Genomic DNA, 22,208 nt, shown 5'->3' on the forward strand with positions numbered 1-22,208 from the left:
TGAGCAGCTCATACCAGACGTGGAGGCAACGGACGTGCAAACGCCCCCTGCGTCTCCAGCACCCACGATAAAACAGCCAGGGGCCGAGGAGGTGGATACGCTGCCTGAGGTCACCATCCAGGAAAAGAAACAAAAAGCGCCCGAGACTGGGATCAATCCAACCTTGCCGGTTACCACCATTACCAGCGAACAATTGCAACGTGCCCAGCCCAGCAATATTTTTGATGCGGTCAGAGCCGTGCCAGGGGTGTCTATTTCTGGCGGACCACGGCCGAGTGGCATGACGTTTGGGATTCGTGGCTACGTGGACAATGAAGACGTGCTGGTGAAAGTGGATGGCGTGCCCAAAGGATTTGAGAAATACCGCATGGGCGGCACGTTTATCGAGCCTGAGTTATTGAAAAGCATAGAAGTACAACGTGGGCCGCAGATTGCGAGTGGTTCCGGTTCATTGGGAGGCACTGTCAATGCGACGACAAAAAATGCCGAAGACTTTTTAAAGCCCGGTCAGAAGTATGGTGGCAAGGCCAAGTTTGGCTATGGCAATAACAGTGATGAATATTCACGCTCCTATCTGCTGTATGCGCGCCCCGATGAACGCGTGGATATTTTGTATAACTATTCCAATCGGCAGGCCAATAATTTGACCTTGGGCGATGGCTCCAAGCTACAAAGTTCTGCGATTGAATCTATTTCACAGTTGCTCAAGGTCAGTGTGTTTCCAACCGAAGACTTGCAGTTGGTGACCTCTGTGGTGAAGTTTGAGGATACCGGGCTACAACCCTATGATGCGACAGGCGGACAACCCGGTTTCTTTGGCAATGTGGTGCGTTCGGTGGATGATCTCACCTGGTCAGAGACAGTGAACTACGATCCTCAACACCCGTGGATCAACTTTAAGGGCACTATCGGCGCCGGGCATACGCATTTGCAAGATGTGATTGGTCAGGGTGCGCCGTTCAATTCCACGTTTAATGCCTTGCAAAGGCAGTGTCAGGGTGTCATCAATACGACAAATCCCGCGGATACCACGACTTGCCGCGGCAATTTGACGGATACGTACGAATATAAAACAAACACCGTAGACCTGAGCAACCGGGCAATCTTTGCTGAGAAAGATCTATGGTCTGTTTCGTTACTGACGGGCTACCAATACAACGCCAGCGAACGTGAAATTACCCGCTTCTTCGACAATCGGAAGACCGCGTTACAAGCGCTTTATCCCGACGGCTTTAATGCCTCAGCGCCGCCAGGGCGCAAGTCATTTCATGCCGTTTATGTGCAACCAAAGTTTGAGTTCGGCGCATTTTCAGTGATCCCGGGCTATCGCCAGGACCGTTATCAAGTAGAGGCTGATGGAGGGACTTTGGCCTTGCTCGCCCCGTATGGCCAGGCAAGCACCATCAAATTCAAACAAGAGACCTGGAGTCTGGGCCTGGCCTATGATGCCTTAGCCAAACAAAACCCCGACAAACTAACCTTTTACAGCAATTACGGGCAAGGCTTCAGGCCGCCCCTGATTGATGAATATTTTACGCAGGGGCCGTTCAGCCGTTGTCGTGCGCAAGTCATGACAACCAAGGGGCCGAAGTCGCAGATTTGTGGGGATTTGTATGTGCCGCAGCGCTCTGAAACCACCGAGGCCGGGGTGAGTTATCAAACACCGCACTTGTTCAATAGCACTATCTGGTTTTCAGGCAAGCTGAATTTTTATCACACCTATACCTCGCATTTGCTGACCTCATTGCGTGAAGATGCCAATGGCAATCTTGCGCAAGATGGTTGGGAGCGCAGAAACGGGGTTGAGGTTGAAAGCTTTTTGCAATATCGTGGGTGGTATCTGCGTAGTGCGTATTCCAGAATCAATGGTGGGATTAATACCGGGCTGGTCAGTGCGCCGTTGTATACCGCGCCAGGCAATACCTTCAATGTGCAGCTGGGCGCCGTGCTCTCAGAGGCAGTCGATCTGAACCTCAGTTACCGCAAGGTTTCTGACCGGGATATCCTGTTAAGTGGGGATGGCACCACCGCCAGCCCTTACCGGTTTGGGACACAGGACGGCTATGCGCTTTGGAATGCAGGTGCCCGTTGGCAGGCGAGTAAACATGTGACGTTACGACTGATCGGTGAAAATCTCAAAAATACGCTGTATCGCCTGGATGGCACCATGGGCGGCCTGGGTATGTACGGCCCGGGCCGGAATGTGAAATTTCAGGTTGAGCTGACCTACTAGCCAAGATGGGACATTGGCGGTTGACGACCGCTGCTAGAGTGGGCCCAAATCGTCATCGCCCAGCAAATGCAGCTTGTTTTTGTGACGCAAGGTTTGACGCTCGTTCAAGCGTTTTTGTGCGGGGCTCGGGAAGTCGGTAAAGCTGATCAGGTTACGCTCAATCAAAATGCCAATCAGGTCTTCAAGCACGCGCGCGAGCTGAATGTCACTCTCACGGAAGGTGTGGTGCCTTTTGAGTTCGTCATCCAGAAAACACAAATACTCTGTGTCGGTATTATCTATTTCCACCCAGTCCGCAGCCACTTGCGTATCCGGGCTGGCCGCAATAATCGCACCTTGGTTATTTTTTAAGACGTAGGCCATCAGGTGTCATTCCTTGTCACTTGGCAGTGTATTTTGATTAAATGGTGTAAACAAAAGCAATAACCATGCCTCGCGCTTGCGATCTCAACCCGGGTTAAAGCGCACCCGTGATGATGCCGCCGCCCAGACAGACGTTGCTTTCGTAAACGACCACACTTTGCCCCGGTGTGATGGCCCATTGATGCTGACCAAAGCGAATAGTTGCCTCTTCTGCATTCACCGCATCGACCTCGCAAGGCGCATCCGGCTGGCGATAACGGGTTTTGGCAGCATATACCCAGTTGGTACGCGGCTCTTCGCCACTAATCCAGTGCAGTTGTCCCGCTTTCAGCCCGTCGGATTTCAGAAGCGGGTGATCATGGCCTTGTACCACAATCAGCTCGTTATCGGCCATATGCTTGGCGGCGACAAACCACGGCTCGCCATTGCTTTCACGGCTACCGCCTATCTTGAGCCCCTGGCGCTGACCAATGGTGTAATACATCAAGCCTTCATGCTCGCCCACCACTTTGCCTTCGGGCGTACGCATCACGCCAGGATGACGCGGCAGGTAGCGCTGTAAAAACTCCTGAAACGGCCGCTCGCCAATAAAGCAGATACCAGTTGAATCCTTTTTCTCGGCATTGGCCAGGCCATGTTCACGCGCGATTTCGCGTACTTCACGCTTGAGGTATTTGCCTAACGGAAACAGCGTTTTTGACAACTGCGCCTGATTCAGGCGTGACAAAAAGTAACTCTGGTCTTTGCTGCCATCATCGGCTTTAAGCAGTTGAAAATTGCCTGGCTGGATCGGGTTTTCACGCACTTGAGCATAATGTCCCGTGGCGATTAAGTCTGCGCCCATACCCATGGCATGGTCCAAAAACGCCTTGAACTTGATCTCGGCGTTACACAAAATATCCGGGTTAGGCGTACGGCCCGCCTGATACTCCTGTAAAAAGTTAGCGAACACTCGCTCTTTATACTCGGCGCTAAAATTCACGGTTTCAATGTCAATACCAATTCTATCGGCCGCAGAAACCGCATCAATCAGGTCCTGGCGAGAAGAGCAATACTCATCCGTATCATCGTCTTCCCAGTTCTTCATGAATAAACCGGTGACCTCATAGCCTTGCTGTTTCAACAACAAAGCGGTCACGGAGGAATCAACGCCGCCGGACAACCCGACGATCACATGTGGCTTACTCATAATGCTTGGCCCAAATGCTTCAAAATGTCTAAAGAATAACGTTTACCCGCCAGGTAATCCTGCACACACAACAGCACTTGCGGGCTGCGCATCAACTCGCCTTCGGCCGCAATCTCGGCTTCAGTTTTCCATACGGTGCGAATAATGCCATCGTCTAATGCTTGCTCCGGATAATGTGCACCCAATTTGCCGGTAAAGGCAAAACGCAAGTAGGTAATGCCATTGAGCGGATGCTGCCAGTGGTAAATGCCCACCAGTGCCTCAGGGGTGAAATCATAAGCCGTCTCTTCCAGCGTCTCACGAATCGCAGCTGCAATAATCGTTTCACCTTCTTCCAGATGCCCAGCCGGCTGGTTAAACCTGTTACCGCGGTCTGTGGTTTCTTCTACCAGCAAAAATTTGCCATCTTTTTCAATGATGGCTGCAACGGTGACGTTAGGTTTCCACTGCAGGGAAGATTTGGATGGATTTGAAACGGTGGAATTCAAGATTTGCGGGTTTCGTTAAAAACGCTATTTTACCGCTAAGTGATTGATTGGGGGAGGCTTAATTTACCCCGCCTTGGCACTATGCGGCAGTGATCAGTTGTGGAAACAGGCCAGACAAGCCATGCGCAATAAACTCAACAGCCATGGCGGCCAGAATCAAACCCATCAGGCGGGTGACAATATTGATACCGGTTTTACCCAAGTAGTGCGTAATGCCATCTGCGAGTTGTAACAGGCCCCAGATGAACAACGAAATCAGCGCAATCGGAACCACCAGGCTAAGGTGCCCCCAAAAGCCGGGGTGCTGTTGCGCAGTCAGGATCATGCTCGAGATGGCACCTGGGCCAGCTAATAATGGAATGCTGAGCGGTACAATGGCGATAACTTCACGCTCAGCCATGTCATGAGCTTCTTCGGGAGTTTGGCGCGTAGCACTCTGTTTGCCATGCATCATGGAGATAGAAATTAGCAGTAATAAAATACCGCCTCCCACCTGGAATGAGGGGATGGTGATGCCAAAAAAGTCGAGAATTTTGTCACCGATAAAGGCGGAGACGCATAAGACTATCATTACGGTGATAGCCACTGTACGAGCGGTACGTGCTCGCTCAGCTTTGCTCCAGCCACTTGTGGCGCTGATAAAAATAGGCAGGCAGCCGATGGGGTTAACGATGGCGATCAGGGCGATGGCGACTTTGAGCAGATATGCGTATTCGGTCATGCTGTTTCAGACTCCCAATCGTGCGGCTGGTTGCGTGGTAGGTGGACTTATGCCGGGCGTTTATCGAAAAATGCAATCGGTTGTGGTGGTGGCATTTGCAAGATGTGTTTGCGCACTTTGCCCATCACATGCATTTCGCAAGGTTTGCAGTCGAATTTCAGCGTGTATCTGTCGTTACCACTGATCAGCGTCATGGGCTCAGCCGTCACCGTGCCTTGTACACCGATGACGCCTTTGGCTTCTTTGGGGCATAGGCCGTGGCTAAAACGCAGACAGTGCTTGGTAATCATCACCGGTACTTCATCTAGCTCTTCATTGGCCTCATAAGCGCTGGCGATGAGTTTGACGCCATGCTTGTGATAAAAGTCGCGTGCTTTCTGGTTATAGACGTTGGCTAAATAACTCAGGCTATCTTGCGGATAAATGGCGGGTGGTTCGGCTGCTGCACGCAATAGTGGACGCTCGTAAGCTAGTGTTCTGATATCGACCAGTTGCTCAACGGCATCACGGCGCAGTTGATTGACTGTGGACGCTGGTAAAAACCAGGGCTGGGTCAGCTCGAGACCTATATCTCTGGCAATAAAATCGGTATTGCCTAGTTTTGCCAGGTTTTCACGCAAGCTGGTTTCCGCTTTTTCGACATCATTGGCCAATTGTTTTTCTGCACTGCATTGGGAGGTCGCGCTGAAGCCTTGTTCATCGGTGAGTGTTAAGGCAAAGCCATCAGGCGTTTCGTAAAAGGCAGCATCAATCGCAATTTTGCGCGAGGCTGAATCTTTTTCCAGCAAACGCATAAAGGCATGGTCTCGGTTGCGGTAAAGCTGCGTGTTGTTGCGAATATCCGCTGGCATTTCGTTTGGAAACAGGCGGTAGGTGTATTTATCCAGCGCTTGCACCGTGTTTACGCGCAGGCCAACCAGTTCTTTGTGTACATCAAAAAAGCATACACCGTCACCGTTGTGAAGTTCTATGTCGGTCGCCACATCAATAAAATCTTTACCCACCTTACGCACTTTACCCAGTTCTTCGCCGGCAAATTTGGGTGTATCAAACGCGCCGATATCGGCCTGGCGGCCATTGGCGAAATAATCGGTGGAACTGCGGTTAAAAGTTTTTTCCGGTTGCGGGGTAAATGTGTAGGTGGCATGTCCGGCGGAAGACTTCGCGTATTCCGGCATTTCTTTCAGAATTTCATCAAGCAGTTGGCGGTAATGCGCAGTGGCATTTTTTACATATGGCAAGTCTTTGTAGCGGCCCTCAATTTTAAAGCTGCTGACACCGGCGGCGATCAGGGCGCGTAAGTTGGCGCTCTGATCATTGTCTTTCATCGACAGGTAATGTTTGTCTTTGCCGATAATGCGACCTTTCTGGTCTTCCAGTGTGTAAGGCAAGCGGCACTCTTGTGAGCATTCCCCACGGTTAGCACTGCGGCCGGTATGCGCGTGGCTGATAAAACACTGGCCACTAAACGCGACGCAAAGTGCGCCGTGAATAAAATATTCCAGGTTGGCAGCGGTGGCATCGGCAATTTTCTTCACCGTGGCAATATCCAGTTCGCGTGCCAGTACGATCTGGCTAAAGCCGACTTGATCCAGAAACTGTGCTTTTTCAACGGTACGGATATCGGTTTGTGTACTGGCATGTAGTTGGATCGGTGGCAAGTCGAGTTCTAGTAAACCCATATCCTGCACGATCAGCGCATCGACACCGCTGTCGTATAGCTGATGCACCAACTGGCGAACACCTTCGAGTTCGTTATCATGAAAAATGGTATTTAAGGCGACAAATACCTCAGCATGAAAGCGATGCGCATGCTGCACTAACCTGGCAATATCCTGAACGGTATTTGGTGCTTTGGCACGCGCGCCAAAGGCCGGGCCACCGATATACACGGCATCGGCACCATGGTTAATGGCTTCAATACCGAAATCGGCATTTTTGGCCGGGGCGAGCAGTTCGAGATGTTTGCGGGTTTTTTGCATGCAGAGGTAAGAACTTGATTTAAGACGCTATTTTAAACCAAGCATGCTATTTACGCTTGGTTTAAAATAGCACCATGAGTGGAAATCAGGATTTATTGCAGCGTAGCCTGCGCAGCGTGTGGCATCCATGCACGCAAATGAAACATCATGAACGTTACCCTTTGGTGCCAATTGCACGTGGCGAAGGGGCCTGGTTGTTTGATAGTGAAGGCAAGGGTTACCTCGACGCCGTCAGCAGTTGGTGGGTCAATTTATTTGGGCATAACCAGCCAGTCATTAAAGAGGCAATCAAAGCCCAGCTTGATCAGTTAGAGCATGTGATGCTGGCCGGCTTTACGCACGAACCCGTGGTGGCGCTTTCAGAACAGCTGTCGGCATTAACTGGCTTGGGTCACGCCTTTTATGGCTCAGATGGTGCCAGTGCTACCGAGATTGCACTGAAGATGAGTTTTCATTACTGGCGCAATATCGGGCAACCGGAAAAAACTAAATTCATTAGCTTGCAAAATAGCTATCACGGCGAAACGCTGGGTGCACTCAGTGTGACCGATGTCGCCATTTTTAAAGACACCTATGCACCCCTGATTTTGCAGTCGGCGCAAATGCCTAGCCCGGATAGCCGGTTGGCTGAAGCGGGTGAGTCTGCCGAGGCCTACGCCTTACGTTGTGCTGAGGCGCTGGAAGCCTATGTGGCCGAGCATCATGCCACCCTGGCTGCGTTTATTATCGAGCCTTTGGTACAAGGCGCAGCAGGCATGGCGATGTATCACCCAGTGTATTTGCAACGGGCGCGTGAAGTTTGCAGCCGTTACCAGGTGCATTTGATCGCCGATGAAATCGCCGTTGGTTTTGGCCGTACCGGCACCTTGTTTGCCTGTGAGCAGGCAGGTGAAAAAGTGAGTGAGATTGCAGATTTTATTTGCCTGTCTAAAGGCATCACCGGCGGTTACTTACCTTTGTCCGTGGTGTTGACGACGGATGAGGTTTATCAGGCTTTTTATCACGACCAGACCGTCAAAGGCTTTTTACATAGCCATAGTTATACCGGTAATCCGCTGGCTTGTAGTGCCGCGTTGGCCACATTGGCGCTGTTTGAAGCTTCGGATGTGCTGGGGCAAAACCGTGAGACAGCGCAGACTTTGCTGAGCGCCGTTGAGCACTATGATTTTGAAATGCAGCATGTTCGCCAGCGCGGCATGATTACGGCTTTTGAGGTCGTGACGCAAAACCCGCAGTTCGCGCGGGATTGTTATGCCGCGGCCTTGAAGCATGGCCTGCTGTTGCGGCCAATCGGCAATACCGTCTACTGGATGCCACCCTATTGCCTGACGCAATCAGATCAGCAGCATCTGGTGGAAGCTACACGGGCAGCGGTGATGGAGAGCATGTAATGCGCTGGTGGCTACTGTTTGCCAGTCTGTGGCCGGCGCTGGTGCAGGCGGCCTTGCCCGCCAGTTTGCAAGACGCACTCGCCAAAGCGCAGCTGCCGCTTGAGAGTGTAGCAATTGTTGTACAGCCGGTGGAAGGCGGGCCGCCTTTGATCAGCCATCATGCGTCCAAAGCCATGAATCCCGCCAGCGTCATGAAGCTGGTCACCACCTATGCTGCGCTAGAGGCGCTGACGCCTGCCTATCGCTGGAAAACCGAAGTCTATCGCAATGGGCCGCTCAATCAAGGCGTGCTTGAGGGTGATTTGATCATCAAAGGCGCAGGTGACCCGGCACTCAATGTTGCAGAGTTCTGGCGCTTGTTGCAACAAATACAGCAACAAGGCGTGCGCCAGATCAAAGGCAATCTGCTACTCGATTTAACCCTATATGCGCCTGAAGTCAGCCAACGGCCCGTGCTGGATGATGAACCTTGGCGCGCCTACAACGCCAACCCCAGTGCGCTATTGCTCAATGGCCGCAATACCAGCTTCCGTTTTTCGGTCAGCAGTCAGGCGAATAAGCCCGCCGTGCTCATCGCGCAAGAATTTGAGTTGCCGAATATCCATATCATCAACACCATGCAAGCGCGCAAAGGGGCCTGCAATGACTGGCGCAGTGACTTGCATTACAGCGTCACCCCGCAGCCGGATGTGGTCACCGTGGCCTTTAGTGGCACACTGCCCGAGCAGTGTGATGAGCGCTACCTTGAGTTGAGTGTGCTGTCTGATACGCAATATGTGTATGCCACGTTTAAAAAACTGTGGGCGCAATTGGGCGGGCAGTTTAACGGACAATTGGCACTGGCTCCGGTCACGGATGCGGCGATCCCGCTCACGACCTGGTCATCGCCACCGCTGGATTCGGTGGTGCGCGACATCAATAAGTGGAGCAACAATGTCATGGCGCGCCAGGTGATGCTGACGATTGCGCAAGATGCCGGGTTTACGCCCGCGGATGAAGCCGGAGCTGCTTTGGCACTCAAGCAGGTTTTGCGTCAGCGTGGTTTGGTGTTTTCTGAGCTGGTGCTTGAAAATGGGTCTGGGTTATCGCGCAATGAACGTATCAGTGCGGAACATTTGGCGCAGTTGCTCGTCACAGCCTATCAGCGTCCGGCGATGCCGGTGTTTATGGCTTCTTTGCCTATTTTAGGCATGGATGGCACCACCAAAAAGCGACTGGCCGATAGCACGAGCAAGGGCATGGCTTATCTCAAAACTGGTTCGCTTGAAGGCGTCAGCAGTCTGGCTGGCTATGTGCAGGATCAGGCGGGCAAACGCTACGTGCTGGTGATCGTAGCCAATCACCCAAGGGCCGCTGCTGTGCGCGGGGTGCAGGATTTATTACTTAAACAATTGATAGAAAGTCATTAAAAAGCGCATGCAAGAATTTATGGATAAAAGCGCGTAAAATGACGGACGTTTTCTGGGAGCACATACATGAAATCTGGAATGAAATTAGTCGGTTGCAGCTTATTGATGCTGTTGACCATGACGGGTTGCCAGGCGCAATCCAACACTGCAAAAACAAAGGAAGCCACACAAATGTCAGCCCAAGTCACTGAATTACAAAAAATTGATACTGTCGTGGGGACTGGCCGTGAAGCTGAAGTCGGTTTTAACGTCACCGTGCATTACACTGGCTGGCTGTATGACGCCAACAAGGAAGATCACAAAGGTCAAAAGTTTGACAGCAGCCTGGACCGCAACTCGCCGTTTAACTTTTTTCTTGGCGGCGGCCAAGTCATTGAAGGCTGGGATACGGGGGTGCAGGGCATGAAAGTAGGCGGCAAACGTACCTTGATTATCCCATCTGACATGGGCTACGGTGCCCGGGGTGCAGGTGGTGTGATCCCGCCAAATGCGGCATTGGTATTTGATGTCGAATTGCTGGGCGTGAAATAAAGATTACGCGTGTTGCTGTATATGTTTTTATCCTTGTGAAATGAGAATGTAAATGCAAGTCCAGGTGAAGTGGATAGATGGGGTCAGTTTTGTCGGTGAGTCTGAAACAGGCCATGCCGTGGTACTCGATGGTGCACCAGAAAATGGTGGCCGTAATATTGGCATGCGTCCCATGGAGATGCTGCTGATCGGGATGGGCGCATGCACTTCATTTGACGTGGTGACGATCCTGAAGAAAGCCCGTCAGCCCATTGTCGACTGTGTGGCGCAGATTCAGGCAGAGCGTGCTGATACGGTGCCCAAGGTGTTTACCAAAATTCATGTGCATTTTGTGGTGACGGGTGAAGGCCTGAATGCGTCCCAAGTGGAGCGTGCGGTAAAACTGTCTGCCGAAAAATATTGCTCGGCCAGCATCATGCTGCAAAAAGCCTGCGAGATCACACACGGCTTCGAAATCAAGGCGCCGACCTTTGAGTAATCTATGCATGATGACACTGGCTGACATGATCAATCAACGGAGCGTGGCATGAGTATTCCAAAAGGCATGATAGGCATTCGTCACGTCGCGCTGTTTATCAAGGAGCTGGAGTCAGCCGTTGATTTTTATACGCGGGTAGTGGGCATGCAGATCGAGTGGCAGCCCGACCCTGACAATGTGTATTTGACCAATCATGGCGATGTGTTTGCCTTGCACCGCGTCAGTTATACACCGGACCCGATGCAACGGCTGGATCATATTGGCTTTGTGCTGACAGATGCGCAGGCGGTGGATGACTGGTATGCGCATATGGTGGCGCATGATGTGCGCATTACAGAAGCGCCAAAAAGCCATCGGGACGGCTCTCGTGGCTTTTACTGCCTCGACAGTGTCGGCCATTTGCTCGAGTTTATCTATCACCCGCCCATCGTCCGGCATCTCGCGGCGATTGCGTGATTGGACATTAAAAAAGCCTCTAGTGTTAGAGGCTTTTTTGTTTGGTGCTACTCGGTAATGAGCTTGATATTGAGCGTTAGCTCTTTATCTAACACATTGAGCAAGCGGTCAATATTGGGATGCTTGCCTGGATGATCTTCCGCATCCTCGGTATGTTCGGCGTATAAGGCCAATCCCTCTACCGCTGCATCGGTGTTAATTTCACCAAAGACTTTGAACAGATGATGGTAAATCTTGATGGAGCCTTGGGTGCCAGGTTTGTTCTCGATGATCCCGGCAGGCTGATTGCTTTCATCATACAGTTCAATGCGTTTGACGTGATCCGCACTGTCCAGCATCAGAAGATTGTCACTAAATTTTTGCATGGTTGACTCTAGGTTACTACAAATCATTACAAGTGATACGCGGTGCGCGTCATCACTTTTGAAGCCAGCCGCATGGCCAGTTTGACTGGTGCTGGCAACCTGGCGCCGCCCAGTTGCTCTGCGGTATGTGCATGGTGCTCTTCGTCTTCTTTCATTTGCGCCACAATCGCTTTGGATGCGGTATCGTGAGCCGGGAGCTGTTGCAGGTGGTTTTGCAAATGCGCAGAAACTTGATGTTCTGTTTCCGCCAGAAAGCCCAGATTCCACTTGTCGCCAAGCAGGCCGGCTGTGATACCCATGCCAAAACTGGCACCGTACCAGAGCGGGTTGAGCAGACTCTTGCGCCCCCCCAACTCTTGAATCCGTTGTTCGCACCAGGCAAGATGATCCACCTCTTCACGAGACGCTTGTTTAAGCGCCTCTACATTGGCCGGGTCACGTGAAACCAGGGCTTGACCACTGTACAAGGCTTGTGCACAGACTTCGCCCACATGATTGATGCGCATGAGTGCCGCAGCATGTTTGCGTTCACGGTCACTTAACGTGTCGGGGGTGGTTTCCGCGGGTGGGTAAGGGCGGCTGGAGACTGCCGGGCTGAACACCGTACGCAAACCCATATCCATGACGGCGATGGCTTTGTCTAGTGTCAGCGGCGGCAAGTTCAGCATAGTGGTGTCTCAAGTAAGGCCTGTTTACACCTGTGGGTGCAAACAGGCAGAACATTATGGTTTGGTTGCGCTTACTTTAGCAGGTTCTGGCGCTTTTTGAACAGGCAAGCCTTTGAGTAAGTTCATGGCCTGAACAAACTGGAAGTCATCCTGAGTGGCTGGCTCAATCGGGCCACGTGTTTCAGCATGTTTTTCTTCCTTGAGTTTTTCGGCAGCCGCACGTGATTTTGCCTCGTCAACGGATTTGCTGTCAGTCGCATTCTTGCCATCGGTCGGGTTGGACAAGTGCCGCTTCAAGTCTGCTTCATGCAGGCTCAGGCTAGGATCGGAACCATCATCCACCGTCACGTCCGGCACAATGCCCTTGGCTTGAATCGAACGGCCATTGGGCGTGAAATAGCGCGCTGTGGTCAATTTGATTGCGCTGCCATTGTTCATCGGCAATATGGTTTGCACAGAGCCCTTGCCAAAGCTTTGGATGCCCATAATGGTTGCTCGTTTGTGGTCTTGCAACGCCCCAGCCACAATCTCTGAAGCAGAGGCTGAGCCGGCATTGATCAGCACGACGATAGGCACCGATTTAAACTCTTCTGGCAAATCTTTAAGGTAATCAGACTTGCCGCGACGCGCATAATCCAGAGGGGTTGCATTCAGGCGCATCTTGGAATCAGCAACACGACCTTCGGTGTACACAACTAAGTCATCCTTGGGCAGGAACGCGGCAGAGACGCCTACGGCCGCATCCAGCAAACCGCCTGGGTTGTTACGCAGGTCGAGCACCAAGCCTTTGAGCGGGCCTTTATTTTCTGCACGCAAGTTTTTGAGCGCTCTGGCCAAATCTTCACCAGTGCGTTCCTGGAACTGGGTGATACGAACATAGCCGTAACCTTGTTCAATCCATTTGTTCTTCACGCTTTGTGACTTGATAATGGCGCGTGTCAGGGTGAAGGTCAGCGGTTTGTCCTCGCCTTTACGAATCACGGTCAATGTAATTTTGGTGTCTGGAACGCCACGCATGCGTTTAACTGCATCATTCAGCGTCATGCCACGTACTTGGGCATCATCCAGTTTCATGATCAGGTCACCAGACTTGAGACCTGCTTTATAAGCCGGGCTATCTTCAATCGGCGTAACTACTTTGACCAGGCCGTCTTCCATGGCGACTTCAATTCCCAGTCCGCCAAACTCACCTTGCGTACCTGCTTGCAGCTCTTTATAAGCATCGGCATCCATAAAGGTTGAGTGTGGGTCCAGGCCTTGCAGCATGCCGGACAAAGCTTCGTTGATCAGCTTCTTGTCCTCTACAGGCTCAACGTAATCAGATTTTACTTTGGCAAAGACTTCGGCGAAGACGCGTAATTCATCAATAGGTAATTGAGAGACTGAGGTCCGGTCTGCCCATGCAGAAATATTGATACTGACCAGAATCCCTACAAATACGCCTGCACCCAGCAAGCCGAACTTTTCTAATTTGGAACGCATACCATGCCTTGTGTGATCAAATAAGCGAAGAATATTACTTCATTCAGAATCAGGATGCATCAGTTGATGTCAGCCTGTTGCAGAGAGTAGATAGAACGCTGTTAAGTTCATTTTCCGCTATTTCAATAAAATTGACTATACTCTTCTAGCAAATAATTGTTTAGAGAAAAACATGCAAAAGCCTATCGTAGAAATCGAGTTTTGTACACAGTGCCGATGGTTGTTACGGGCTGCCTGGCTGGCGCAGGAGCTGTTAACCACGTTTGATGGCGATTTGAAGTCAGTCAATCTCGTCCCTGGAACTGGCGGTATTTTGGAGGTGCGCTGTGATGGTGTGGTGATTTTTTCACGCAAAGCCGCAGGGCGCTTTCCAGAAGCCAAGGAGTTGAAACAGCTGATCCGTGATGTGATTGATCCCGAGCGGTCGCTCGGGCACAGCGATACGCCAGTCAGTCCTTAAGCGGGTTAGGAGGGGATACAAGCCGTCTATATAATTGACGACGGTTATTGAGACGCTTCTACCTCAAGTCGCTTGGCACCGTTATAGCGCGATTTCCAGTAGCGCTCATCCATGTTTTCAATGCGTACCTTTGCCCCCGCGCGTGGCGCGTGGATAAACTGGTTATTACCAACATAAATGCCCACATGCGAAAACGCAGATTTAAGGGTGTTGAAAAAGACCAGGTCACCGGGTTGCAATTCCTCACGTTTGACGGTGTTGCCCATTTCGCTAATGGTACGGGCTGAAGGGGGGAGCGCAATCTGCGCAGCGTTCATGAACACATACTGTACAAAGCCGCTGCAGTCAAAGCCGGTCTCAGGGCTGCGTCCGCCATATTTGTAATTGACACCGGTCAGGCTTAAGGCGCGGATCATGATTTCCTCGACCTTTTCAGACCAGCTGCCAGAGACGCCGGACTGACTCTCCATCACCTGCGCTTGAGAGTAGCTGTAGGCGTTTTGCCAGCGCTTGTCATCCCCGGGCGCGGCAACGCTTTTGCACTGGCAGAGCAGTACACTCACGAGTAAGGCTGCCAGCCGGAAAATGGATTTATTCATCACAATCAAGGGCTTGTTATATTGAATTTGAAGCGGTTTAAAAAGTTTTACAGGCTAAACCATGCCATATTTTATATTGATATGCAAGTATTTGGCGCCTTTTGTACGTTGCTTGACTGACTGGAAGTCGCAAAAGTGCTGTCTGTTTTGGCGATGCTCATGGGATAATTACGCATGTCTTTAGCGCAGCAAGTCAGTTCGGCATTTTCAGAAAACGGGTCTTTGGCACAAGCCATGCCCGATTTCCGCAGCCGCCCGCAGCAACAGGAAATGGCGCTGGCCATCGCCGAAGCCATTGAGCAGCAACAGCAGTTGGTCGCCGAGGCTGGCACCGGCACCGGTAAAACCTATGCTTATCTGGTGCCTGCGCTGTTGTCGGGGGGCAAGGTCATTATTTCTACTGGCACCAAAACCCTGCAAGATCAGCTCTTTCAGCGGGATTTGCCAGCGGTACGCGAAGCGCTCAAAGTGCCCGTGTCTGTTGCCATGCTCAAAGGGCGCGCCAACTATCTCTGCCATTATCACTTGCAACGTGCCAGCCAAGAAGGGCGCTTTCAGTCGCGGGAGGACGCACAATATATTCCTATCCTGCAAAGCTTTGCTGAACATAGCCAGACTGGTGATAAAGCAGAGTTGGTCGAAGTGCCGGAACAAGCCACCGTTTGGCAACAAGTGACCTCCACCCGCGACAACTGTGTCGGCCAGGATTGCCAGTTTTACAAGCAATGTTTTGTCATGGAAGCACGCAAGCAGGCATTGGCGGCCGATGTGGTCGTGGTCAACCATCATTTGTTTTTTGCTGATGTCATGTTGCGCGATGAGGGCGTGGCCGAGTTGTTACCCAGCGCCAATACCGTGGTGTTTGACGAGGCGCATCAATTGCCTGAGGTGGCTGGGCTCTTTTTTGGCGAGGATATCTCCACCTCACAGTTGATGGATCTGGCGCGGGATAGTCAGATGGCTTACCTGAGCCTGGCCAAGGATTGTGTTGCGCTGAGTGAAGCGGTGCCGCTGTTGGAAAAGGCTTGCCGTGATTTCAGGCTGGTGTTCCAGTTTGAAGGTTCGCGTATGCCAGCACAAAAGGCGCAAACCATGAAAAATTTTGATGAGGCTTTTCAGCGCATGCTGGAAACACTCGCCGCCCTGACCGCGGTACTAGAAACCCAAGCTGGACGTGATCCGCTGCTGGAAAAGTGCTGGCAACGCGGTGAAGCATTGCTCGCCCTGCTGCAAGCCTGGCTAAAAGGCAATCACGCCAATCTTGTGCGCTGGGTCGAGGTATTTAGCCAAAGTGTACAGTTACATGCGACCCCCCTCAGTGTGGCGGATGGCTTTGGCAAGCAACTCAATGCGCAGCCGCGTGCCTGGATTTTTACCTCTGCCACGTTGGCCGTCAAAAGTGATTTTAGCCATTATCAGAGCCAGATGGGCTTGCTGGCGGCGCAAACCCGGCATTGGCAAAGTCCGTTTGATTACGGTCAGCAAGCGTTGCTATATGTGCCTACGGGTATGCCTGAACCGAATAGCAGTGCTTATGCCGCTGCCGTTGCCGCTGTCAGTTTGCCTGTGCTGCAAGCCAGCCGTGGCCGCGCGTTTGTGCTGTGTACTTCACTTAAGGCCATGCGCGAAGTGCATGCGTTGCTCAAAAATGCGTTTGAAGAACTTGGCCTCAATTACCCCCTGCTGATGCAAGGCGAGAGTAACCGCACCGAATTGCTGGATCGCTTCCGCAGTCATGGCAATGCCGTCCTCGTCGGCTCGCAAAGCTTTTGGGAGGGTGTGGATGTGCGCGGCGAGGCTTTGTCCTGCGTCATTATCGACAAGCTACCGTTTGCGCCGCCCGATGATCCGGTCCTGGCCGCCCGCATCGACAAAATGAACGCCGAAGGCAAGAATGCCTTTATGGAGTACCAGTTGCCCTATGCTGTGATTACCCTCAAACAGGGCGCCGGGCGTTTGATTCGGGATGAGCAGGATGTGGGGGTATTGATGATTTGCGATCCGCGCTTGGTGGATAAACCTTATGGCCGCCGTATCTGGCAAAGTCTGCCTCCATTCAAACGCACACGTGTGCAACAAGAGGTGGAAGACTTCTTTGCACTGATCAATGGGGTTTCTTGATTTGTGAGGATTGCGCGCCATGCTTGAGATTGCCGCTCACGAATATACCCTCACTGCCATTCGCGCCCAAGGCGCAGGTGGTCAAAACGTCAATAAAGTTTCGTCTGCCATCCATTTGCGGTTTGATATCCAAGCCTCCAGCCTCAGTGAGGCCGTGAAAGCCCGCTTGCTCAGTCGCAAAGACCAGCGCATCAGTGCAGAAGGTGTGCTGGTAATCAAGGCGCAACAATACCGCACGCAAGAAGCGAATAAGCGCGATGCGATTGCCCGGTTGCATGCGATTGTCGAAGCGGCGAGTCATGTGAACCCGGTACGCCATGCGACCCGGCCAACACTGGCTTCGAAAAAAAGAAGGGTGACCGGGAAGTTGCTGCGTGGGGTCGTTAAACAGGGCAGGGGCAAGGTGCTGGATGAAGCATAAACAAGACATACTTTTGCTTGGCCGCTGTATGGGTTGAAAGCGTTTTTTGCGTGGGCAAAATAAAAAAGCCATCACAACGCATGGTAAGGCGTGTGACGGCTTTTTATTGTGACTGCCTCATTACCGATGAGGCAGTCAGCTAACTATCAGGATCTATAGTCGGCATTGATCTTTACATAGTCATAAGAAAAATCGCAGGTCCATACAGTCGCATTCGCCGCGCCGCGATTCAATACCACACGCACCAGGATGTCACTTTCTTTCATGACTGCCGCGCCTTGTTCTTCGACATAGCTGGCTGCACGGCCGCCTTTTTCGGCAACCAAAACATCGCCCAGATAAAGTTGCATGGTGTTGACATCAAGGTCTTCAATGCCCGCATAGCCGATGGCGGCCAGAATCCGGCCCAGATTAGGGTCTGAGGCAAAAAAGGCTGTTTTGATCAACGGGGAGTGGGCAATCGCATAAGCAACTTTACGGCATTCCGCTTCATCTTTGCCTGCTTCAACCTGAATCGTCATGAATTTAGTGGCGCCTTCGCCATCACGCACAATCGCTTGTGCCAGTTCAATCGCAACGTCGGTCAGGGCGGTTTGCAAAGCCGCAAACTCAGGGCTTTGTTCTGTGATCATGGCATTGCCAGCCTCGCCGGTAGCCATCAGAATCAGGCTGTCGTTGGTGCTGGTATCGCCATCGACGGTGATGCAGTTAAACGATTGGTTGACGGCATGTTGAATGATGCTATCGAGCGCTGATTGTGCGATGGCCGCATCGGTCGCGATATAGCCGAGCATGGTTGCCATGTTGGGGTGGATCATGCCAGAGCCCTTGCTGATGCCAGTGATGGTGATCGGCTTGCCGTCTATGGTCAGTTGGCGGGAAGTACCCTTGGCCACAATGTCGGTGGTCATGATCGCTTCGGCTGCATTTAACCAGTTATCTTCCTGTAAGTTGGCGACTGCATTCGGGATGCCACCTAACAAGCGGTCCATCGGCAGCGTCTCCAGAATCACGCCAGTCGAGAACGGCAGCACTTGTTCCGGGCTGATATTGAGCGCCTGCGCCACACCGATGCAGCTGGCGAGTGCATCATCCAGCCCTTGCTGGCCTGTGCCTGCATTGGCACAGCCGGTATTCACCAACAGGGCGCGAATGCCTTTGTTGAGTGTCAGATGCGTTTTACACACCGTCACTGGCGCCGCACAAAACCGGTTCAGGGTAAACACCCCTGAGACGCTGCTGCCTTCAGGCAGGGTCATTACCAGAATGTCTTTACGGTTGGGCTTGCGGATATGTGCCTGGGCAAAGCCAAGTTTGACGCCTTTGACAGGCAGTAGGGTCCCGGCAGCGGGAGCAGTCAGTTTAACGGGCATTCTATTTCTCTCGTGAGTTTCGTCTTTGAAATAAGTGTGCATTCTACAAGAGAATTATGACGAAAAGTCTCTCCTAAAGCGCTGATGAAGTGAATACACTTTTTAATTATTTAATAGTGATATGGTAATCTTTAATTGTTAAGACTTGATAGGAAGGTGAGTTTTAACAATGACTAAATTTAATTGAATGGAAGAAAAATGAGAAAAATAATTTCGATGGTGTTCATGCTTGGCTTGGTCGGATGCGCTACGGTACAAAAACCAGTGGCACTCGACAATCACTTCTGGGAGAACCGCAAACCTGTTATTGGTATTGCTAAAACAACGGCGCCCAAACCTGATGCATATATGACAGGGAATATGGGGGTGTTAGATATCGCGATTAATCGCGGTAATGCAAAATCGTTGATTACGCATTTGGAAAAGATGGATACATCCAAATTGCAGTCAATGGATAACGAATTTATGGCCCAATTACAGGCAAGGGGCTTTCAGGTTAAAAAAATTGACCAAGCCATAGATTTGAACAAGATGCAAAAGTTTTCAGGCAAGTCGGAAACGACTCAATATGCGGAATACGATTTTCGCAACTTGAAATCAAACAATATTGATTATGTATTGCTGTTAGATGTAGAGCGTATTGGTACGATTAGAAATTATTACGGATTCATGCCTTTAGGGGCGCCGATGGCAGATTTTAAGTACAAGGGATATTTGGTGGATCTGAATACCAACGAGCTGAAATGGTATGTGGATGATGTCAGCAATATGCCGATTTCTGAGCCTTGGGATCAGGCCCCCAGTTTTAACAATGTCACTGCCGCGGTGAGTACCAATCTGGATCGAGGGATCGATAGTCTGGGAAGTGCTTTCTTTGGTGGTAATTTGAAATAGTTAGGGCGCTGTCTGGCTGATGATTTGTGCTTTTGGGATCGAAATCAGCTGGGCAGCATCATGGGCAAACATGCGGCCGACAATGCGATCAGAGGTTTCAGCCAATGGAAACAAATGATTTTGGCTGGTTTTGCCAGAATGGCTATCGATAAAAGAGATGTCCCTCATGGCTGATCCTGGACCGGTTTTCCAGTTTTTATCAATAAAGTCCTGGATAAATATTTCAGCCGACACTTGTAAACCATTCCTGATGGACTGTTTCAAGCGTTCACCGCCATTTTGTGTCCAGCTTGCTTTCAAAAACGTTTTATCCTGGCTGATGACTTGATCAGAGATATATTTAATCTCTGATAAATAAAATGGGTTTACTTTATCTTTAACCCATAATCTGGGGCTGGTTTCAAAGCAAAGCGATTGAAGCTTGCTATCAAAATAAATGCGATTCTCGAAAGTCAGGATGTAGTTCTCTTTAATTCTAACGAGTAAGCCTGCCTGGTTAAGTGAGTTTCTAGATTCAACATTCTCAAACTCAAATTGGGTATTCGCAAGATGCTGTGAAAGCTGCTTTTGTAGTGCCAGGCTAAATTCTTGGTTAATATCAATGGATTGCAAGATTGAACTTAACTCGGTATTAAATCTTGCAGCGGCATCATTTTCTTTCGAGTTTTGGCTGTTAAGCAGGCTGGTGGCGATAAACGCGCCAACCAGAGATGAAATCGGGTCTGCCCCTGGCACTTGTGGCGTTGCAATAAATGCTGCAGTGTGGCGTGAAATCGGCAAAATGCTGAATTTGTTGGTGTGCATCATGATGTGTAACGCATCCACCTTTGCATGAAACTCAGGAATTTCCATCGAAACCGAATGCTGGTAATGATTCTCTTCAGCGTGAAGATGGGTTGCGATGAACAGTCCTAGTAATGCCAGATTTTTATACATTTTGGGCCCCACAAAAGCACAAGGTTAGCTAAGCACGACGCCAGGTGGTGCCTTGAGGCGTATCTTCCAGAATCACGCCTGCTTCAGACAGGGCTTTGCGAATCCGGTCGGCCTCGGCATAGTTCTTGGCTGTTTTGGCGGCGATGCGTGCATTGATCATGCCTTCAATATCCAGGCTAGTGCTGCCGGTGTCGCCTTGCATAAAGCTTTCCGGGTCACGTTGTAGCAAGCCGATAATCGCAGCCAATTGTTTCAGTAATGCGGCGGTGGTAGCCGATTTGTCTTTATTTAGATCGTTGGCAAGTTCAAACAAGGCGGCAATCGCCTCTGGGGTGTTGAAGTCGTCATTCATGGCTGCCTGGAACTTGGCCGCTTGCGGTTGTTGCCAGTCGATCTCACATGCATCGACCTTAATCCCGCGCAAGGCCGTGTACAGGCGGGTCAACGAGGCTTTGGCATCATCCAAGTGCTTGTCAGAGTAATTAAGCGGGCTGCGGTAATGGGCGCGCAGAATAAAGAAACGTACGACCTCTGGGTCATATTTTTCCAGCACTTCACGGATGGTGAAAAAGTTGCCCAGCGATTTGGACATTTTTTCGTCATCGACCCGCACAAAGCCATTGTGCATCCAGTAGTTGGCCATGGTGCAGTCGTGGGTGGCTTCGGATTGGGCAATTTCATTTTCATGGTGCGGGAACTGCAGGTCCTGCCCGCCACCATGAATATCAAAGTGCTGGCCGAGATGGGCGGCACTCATGACCGAACATTCAATATGCCAGCCGGGACGGCCATTGCCCCAGGGGGATTCCCAGTAGGGTTCGCCAGGTTTGACGGACTTCCACAACACAAAGTCTAGCGGGTCTTGTTTAAAGCTATCGACTTCAACGCGTTCACCCGCACGCAGGTCTTCCAGGCTTTTGCCGGAGAGCTTGCCGTAATCATTAAATCTGCGCACTTTGTAAAATACATCACCATTTTGTGCCTGGTAAGCAAAGCCTTTGTCTATGAGTTTGCTGATCATGTCCAGCATGCCCTGCACATGTTCGGTTGCGCGTGGTTCAAGGTCAGGGCGCAAAATGCCAAGCTTGGCCGAGTCCTCGTCCATGGCGGTAATAAAACGCTGCGTCAGACTTTGGATGGTTTCATTGTTTTCGTTGGCACGCTTGATGATTTTGTCGTCAATATCGGTGATATTGCGTACATATGTCACTTGATAGCCAGTGGCGCGCAGCCAGCGCGCCACCATGTCAAACACCACCATGACGCGGGCATGTCCCAAGTGGCAAAAGTCATACACGGTCATGCCGCAGACGTACATATTTACCTGGTTGGGCTGAATCGGCTTGAAATCTTGCTTGCTGCGTGTAAGGGTGTTGTAAAGTTTTAGCATGCGAATGAAATTGAAGAAGGATGGATGCGTGATAAAATTAGCAGAAATAGTCTGGTGTTTAATTGGTGTTAAGCAGGCAGGCTGTATGTTTTGCCTAAAACAGTCTACAAACAATCCCTTGCTTGATCAGCTTGTTGTGGTTGAGGCGACGCCAAACACAAAATGATGTGTAATTCGTCTGCATATTCACCTAATTTTGCACTGTCTCTAGTACAATCCGAGTATAACATACTGATAAAAATCAACGATTACCCAGGT

At 51.0% G+C, this 22,208-nt stretch carries 22 protein-coding genes; 10 read left to right on the plus strand and 12 right to left on the minus strand.

Going from position 1 to position 22,208, the window contains the following annotated elements; translation table 11 throughout:
• Positions 1–34: 34 nt before the first annotated feature.
• The gene (locus tag ACT53D_RS12940) at positions 35–2,233 is read left to right on the plus strand and encodes a TonB-dependent receptor domain-containing protein (RefSeq protein ID WP_476156565.1); all 2,199 of its coding nucleotides are present in this window, start codon (positions 35–37) and stop codon (positions 2,231–2,233) included.
• A gap of 33 nt (positions 2,234–2,266) precedes the next feature.
• Here the strand turns inward: ACT53D_RS12940 and ACT53D_RS12945 are convergent, their stop codons facing one another.
• The 5 genes from ACT53D_RS12945 to ACT53D_RS12965 form a co-directional block, all read right to left on the minus strand.
• A complete protein-coding gene (locus ACT53D_RS12945; protein WP_194749265.1) occupies positions 2,267–2,596 on the minus strand; it encodes a hypothetical protein in 330 nt (109 codons plus the stop codon).
• A 94-nt stretch (positions 2,597–2,690) separates the two neighbouring features.
• Positions 2,691–3,785: a tRNA 2-thiouridine(34) synthase MnmA gene (gene mnmA / locus ACT53D_RS12950; RefSeq protein WP_313985930.1), complete on the minus strand. Its 1,095-nt coding sequence runs from the start codon at positions 3,783–3,785 to the stop codon at positions 2,691–2,693.
• Positions 3,782–4,237, minus strand: coding sequence for an NUDIX hydrolase (locus tag ACT53D_RS12955; protein ID WP_379073765.1), 456 nt, complete (start codon positions 4,235–4,237; stop codon positions 3,782–3,784). The genes mnmA and ACT53D_RS12955 overlap by 4 nt, the downstream gene beginning before the upstream one ends.
• Positions 4,238–4,352: 115 nt before the next feature.
• On the minus strand, positions 4,353–4,994 hold the full coding sequence (locus tag ACT53D_RS12960; protein ID WP_379073488.1) for a YchE family NAAT transporter: 642 nt from the start codon (positions 4,992–4,994) through the stop codon (positions 4,353–4,355).
• Positions 4,995–5,041: 47 nt separating this feature from the next.
• Positions 5,042–6,976: a peptidase U32 family protein gene (locus ACT53D_RS12965; RefSeq protein WP_476145189.1), complete on the minus strand. Its 1,935-nt coding sequence runs from the start codon at positions 6,974–6,976 to the stop codon at positions 5,042–5,044.
• A 74-nt stretch (positions 6,977–7,050) separates the two neighbouring features.
• Between ACT53D_RS12965 and bioA the strand changes: the two genes are divergently transcribed.
• From bioA to ACT53D_RS12990, 5 genes are all read left to right on the plus strand, one after another.
• Entirely contained in the window at positions 7,051–8,367 is a 1,317-nt protein-coding gene (gene bioA / locus ACT53D_RS12970; RefSeq protein WP_476156567.1) for an adenosylmethionine--8-amino-7-oxononanoate transaminase, read from the plus strand.
• Entirely contained in the window at positions 8,367–9,776 is a 1,410-nt protein-coding gene (gene dacB / locus ACT53D_RS12975) for a D-alanyl-D-alanine carboxypeptidase/D-alanyl-D-alanine endopeptidase (protein WP_476156569.1), read from the plus strand. Before bioA ends, dacB begins: the two co-directional genes overlap by 1 nt.
• A gap of 117 nt (positions 9,777–9,893) precedes the next feature.
• Complete coding sequence (locus tag ACT53D_RS12980; RefSeq protein WP_412011208.1) at positions 9,894–10,307, plus strand: FKBP-type peptidyl-prolyl cis-trans isomerase; 414 nt, start codon at positions 9,894–9,896, stop codon at positions 10,305–10,307.
• A gap of 52 nt (positions 10,308–10,359) precedes the next feature.
• Positions 10,360–10,785 carry an OsmC family protein gene (locus ACT53D_RS12985; RefSeq protein ID WP_338656475.1) on the plus strand — a complete coding sequence of 142 codons (426 nt, stop codon included), beginning with the start codon at positions 10,360–10,362 and terminating at the stop codon, positions 10,783–10,785.
• A 48-nt stretch (positions 10,786–10,833) separates the two neighbouring features.
• On the plus strand, positions 10,834–11,241 hold the full coding sequence (locus ACT53D_RS12990; RefSeq protein ID WP_275356625.1) for a VOC family protein: 408 nt from the start codon (positions 10,834–10,836) through the stop codon (positions 11,239–11,241).
• 47 nt (positions 11,242–11,288) lie between these two features.
• On the opposite strand, the gene ACT53D_RS12995 is transcribed toward ACT53D_RS12990, so the two are convergent.
• Genes ACT53D_RS12995 through ACT53D_RS13005 form a run of 3 tightly spaced genes read right to left on the minus strand, consistent with a single transcriptional unit; the run spans position 11,289 to position 13,756 of the window.
• Complete coding sequence (locus ACT53D_RS12995) at positions 11,289–11,606, minus strand: DUF2322 family protein (protein WP_194749278.1); 318 nt, start codon at positions 11,604–11,606, stop codon at positions 11,289–11,291.
• Between the two features lie 26 nt (positions 11,607–11,632).
• A complete protein-coding gene (gene coq7, locus ACT53D_RS13000) occupies positions 11,633–12,274 on the minus strand; it encodes a 2-polyprenyl-3-methyl-6-methoxy-1,4-benzoquinone monooxygenase (protein ID WP_476156571.1) in 642 nt (213 codons plus the stop codon).
• A gap of 54 nt (positions 12,275–12,328) precedes the next feature.
• The gene (locus ACT53D_RS13005) at positions 12,329–13,756 is read right to left on the minus strand and encodes a S41 family peptidase (RefSeq protein ID WP_194749280.1); all 1,428 of its coding nucleotides are present in this window, start codon (positions 13,754–13,756) and stop codon (positions 12,329–12,331) included.
• A gap of 172 nt (positions 13,757–13,928) precedes the next feature.
• On the opposite strand from ACT53D_RS13005, the gene ACT53D_RS13010 reads away from it, so the two are divergent.
• Complete coding sequence (locus ACT53D_RS13010; RefSeq protein WP_275356627.1) at positions 13,929–14,216, plus strand: Rdx family protein; 288 nt, start codon at positions 13,929–13,931, stop codon at positions 14,214–14,216.
• A gap of 44 nt (positions 14,217–14,260) precedes the next feature.
• Here the strand turns inward: ACT53D_RS13010 and ACT53D_RS13015 are convergent, their stop codons facing one another.
• Positions 14,261–14,815 (minus strand): C40 family peptidase, encoded by a 555-nt coding sequence (locus tag ACT53D_RS13015; RefSeq protein ID WP_194749282.1) that lies wholly within the window; start codon positions 14,813–14,815, stop codon positions 14,261–14,263.
• Between the two features lie 174 nt (positions 14,816–14,989).
• Here ACT53D_RS13015 and ACT53D_RS13020 point away from each other — a divergent pair, with 174 nt between their 5' ends.
• Together ACT53D_RS13020 and arfB are read left to right on the plus strand one after the other, a co-directional pair.
• Positions 14,990–16,936 (plus strand): ATP-dependent DNA helicase, encoded by a 1,947-nt coding sequence (locus tag ACT53D_RS13020; protein WP_476156572.1) that lies wholly within the window; start codon positions 14,990–14,992, stop codon positions 16,934–16,936.
• 19 nt (positions 16,937–16,955) lie between these two features.
• Positions 16,956–17,357 (plus strand): alternative ribosome rescue aminoacyl-tRNA hydrolase ArfB, encoded by a 402-nt coding sequence (arfB, locus tag ACT53D_RS13025; protein ID WP_379073494.1) that lies wholly within the window; start codon positions 16,956–16,958, stop codon positions 17,355–17,357.
• 146 nt (positions 17,358–17,503) lie between these two features.
• Here arfB and argJ read toward each other — a convergent pair whose 3' ends face one another.
• Positions 17,504–18,730 carry a bifunctional glutamate N-acetyltransferase/amino-acid acetyltransferase ArgJ gene (gene argJ / locus ACT53D_RS13030; protein ID WP_476156574.1) on the minus strand — a complete coding sequence of 409 codons (1,227 nt, stop codon included), beginning with the start codon at positions 18,728–18,730 and terminating at the stop codon, positions 17,504–17,506.
• Positions 18,731–18,928: 198 nt separating this feature from the next.
• Here argJ and ACT53D_RS13035 point away from each other — a divergent pair, with 198 nt between their 5' ends.
• Positions 18,929–19,624 (plus strand): hypothetical protein, encoded by a 696-nt coding sequence (locus tag ACT53D_RS13035; protein WP_476156576.1) that lies wholly within the window; start codon positions 18,929–18,931, stop codon positions 19,622–19,624.
• Here ACT53D_RS13035 and ACT53D_RS13040 read toward each other — a convergent pair whose 3' ends face one another.
• Together ACT53D_RS13040 and cysS are read right to left on the minus strand one after the other, a co-directional pair.
• Complete coding sequence (locus ACT53D_RS13040) at positions 19,625–20,560, minus strand: hypothetical protein (protein WP_476156577.1); 936 nt, start codon at positions 20,558–20,560, stop codon at positions 19,625–19,627.
• 28 nt (positions 20,561–20,588) lie between these two features.
• Positions 20,589–21,950 carry a cysteine--tRNA ligase gene (gene cysS / locus ACT53D_RS13045; RefSeq protein ID WP_476156578.1) on the minus strand — a complete coding sequence of 454 codons (1,362 nt, stop codon included), beginning with the start codon at positions 21,948–21,950 and terminating at the stop codon, positions 20,589–20,591.
• Positions 21,951–22,208 lie beyond the last annotated feature (258 nt).

The sequence above is a fragment of the Methylophilus sp. DMC16 genome, assembly GCF_056314045.1.

What these genes read in the sequence shown, in the direction of transcription:
- ACT53D_RS12945 (WP_194749265.1), bottom strand. Translation starts at nt 2,596, where the DNA reads ATGGCCTACGTCTTAAAAAATAACCAAGGTGCGATTATTGCGGCCAGC.
- mnmA (WP_313985930.1), bottom strand. Translation starts at nt 3,785, where the DNA reads ATGAGTAAGCCACATGTGATCGTCGGGTTGTCCGGCGGCGTTGATTCC.
- ACT53D_RS12960 (WP_379073488.1), bottom strand. Translation starts at nt 4,994, where the DNA reads ATGACCGAATACGCATATCTGCTCAAAGTCGCCATCGCCCTGATCGCC.
- ACT53D_RS12965 (WP_476145189.1), bottom strand. Translation starts at nt 6,976, where the DNA reads ATGCAAAAAACCCGCAAACATCTCGAACTGCTCGCCCCGGCCAAAAAT.
- bioA (WP_476156567.1), top strand. Translation starts at nt 7,051, where the DNA reads ATGAGTGGAAATCAGGATTTATTGCAGCGTAGCCTGCGCAGCGTGTGG.
- dacB (WP_476156569.1), top strand. Translation starts at nt 8,367, where the DNA reads ATGCGCTGGTGGCTACTGTTTGCCAGTCTGTGGCCGGCGCTGGTGCAG.
- ACT53D_RS12980 (WP_412011208.1), top strand. Translation starts at nt 9,894, where the DNA reads ATGACGGGTTGCCAGGCGCAATCCAACACTGCAAAAACAAAGGAAGCC.
- ACT53D_RS12985 (WP_338656475.1), top strand. Translation starts at nt 10,360, where the DNA reads ATGCAAGTCCAGGTGAAGTGGATAGATGGGGTCAGTTTTGTCGGTGAG.
- ACT53D_RS12990 (WP_275356625.1), top strand. Translation starts at nt 10,834, where the DNA reads ATGAGTATTCCAAAAGGCATGATAGGCATTCGTCACGTCGCGCTGTTT.
- ACT53D_RS12995 (WP_194749278.1), bottom strand. Translation starts at nt 11,606, where the DNA reads ATGCAAAAATTTAGTGACAATCTTCTGATGCTGGACAGTGCGGATCAC.
- coq7 (WP_476156571.1), bottom strand. Translation starts at nt 12,274, where the DNA reads ATGCTGAACTTGCCGCCGCTGACACTAGACAAAGCCATCGCCGTCATG.
- ACT53D_RS13005 (WP_194749280.1), bottom strand. Translation starts at nt 13,756, where the DNA reads ATGCGTTCCAAATTAGAAAAGTTCGGCTTGCTGGGTGCAGGCGTATTT.
- ACT53D_RS13010 (WP_275356627.1), top strand. Translation starts at nt 13,929, where the DNA reads ATGCAAAAGCCTATCGTAGAAATCGAGTTTTGTACACAGTGCCGATGG.
- ACT53D_RS13015 (WP_194749282.1), bottom strand. Translation starts at nt 14,815, where the DNA reads ATGAATAAATCCATTTTCCGGCTGGCAGCCTTACTCGTGAGTGTACTG.
- ACT53D_RS13020 (WP_476156572.1), top strand. Translation starts at nt 14,990, where the DNA reads ATGTCTTTAGCGCAGCAAGTCAGTTCGGCATTTTCAGAAAACGGGTCT.
- arfB (WP_379073494.1), top strand. Translation starts at nt 16,956, where the DNA reads ATGCTTGAGATTGCCGCTCACGAATATACCCTCACTGCCATTCGCGCC.
- argJ (WP_476156574.1), bottom strand. Translation starts at nt 18,730, where the DNA reads ATGCCCGTTAAACTGACTGCTCCCGCTGCCGGGACCCTACTGCCTGTC.
- ACT53D_RS13035 (WP_476156576.1), top strand. Translation starts at nt 18,929, where the DNA reads ATGAGAAAAATAATTTCGATGGTGTTCATGCTTGGCTTGGTCGGATGC.
- ACT53D_RS13040 (WP_476156577.1), bottom strand. Translation starts at nt 20,560, where the DNA reads ATGTATAAAAATCTGGCATTACTAGGACTGTTCATCGCAACCCATCTT.
- cysS (WP_476156578.1), bottom strand. Translation starts at nt 21,950, where the DNA reads ATGCTAAAACTTTACAACACCCTTACACGCAGCAAGCAAGATTTCAAG.